Below are 503 nucleotides of genomic sequence, written 5' to 3' on the forward strand. Positions count from 1 at the left end.
TCTCGACCTGGGAGGTACCGCAGTCGACGGCGCAGTCATCCATAGACGCATGACCGGGCAGGCTGGCGACCAGCAGCAGAGCCGCGAGCAGCAGCGCCAACAGGCGTACTCCTCGGAGGTGCAGCAGGCAGCGAACATTGCAGGTCATTCGGTCATCCTCATGGTCGAGTCCCCATTCTGCCTCGGTGGCCGTGTCGTCCAACATGATCCAGGACAAGGGATTCGGCATGGTCTTTATCAGAGCCTTGGATGCTACAACCTACGTGTAACACAAGGGTCAAGGGGTTTCGAGTTCAGTCTCATTTCAGGTATAACCAAGGCTCCACTGATACGATCAAAGAGGTTACATGATGCGTAAGTCTCTGCTGGCCATCACCCTTGGCCTGGCCGCCACTTCCGCCCTTGCTGCCGGTGAACATGGTGGCTCCCATTCCTCCACGCCTGATGCCGAGATCGACCGCACCATCCAGGTCGAGGCCGGTGACATGTGGTTTGATCCCGCG

General features: G+C 58.6%; 1 protein-coding gene. It reads right to left on the reverse strand.

Going from position 1 to position 503, the window contains the following annotated elements:
• Positions 1 to 229 (reverse strand): hypothetical protein (locus tag OP495_RS18760; RefSeq protein ID WP_280571303.1); only part of this gene is annotated, 229 nt, incomplete at its 3' end.
• Positions 230 to 503 lie beyond the last annotated feature (274 nt).

The sequence above is a fragment of the Chromohalobacter sp. 296-RDG genome, from assembly GCF_029889885.1.
In the GTDB taxonomy this organism is placed as follows: Bacteria; Pseudomonadota; Gammaproteobacteria; order Pseudomonadales; family Halomonadaceae; genus Chromohalobacter.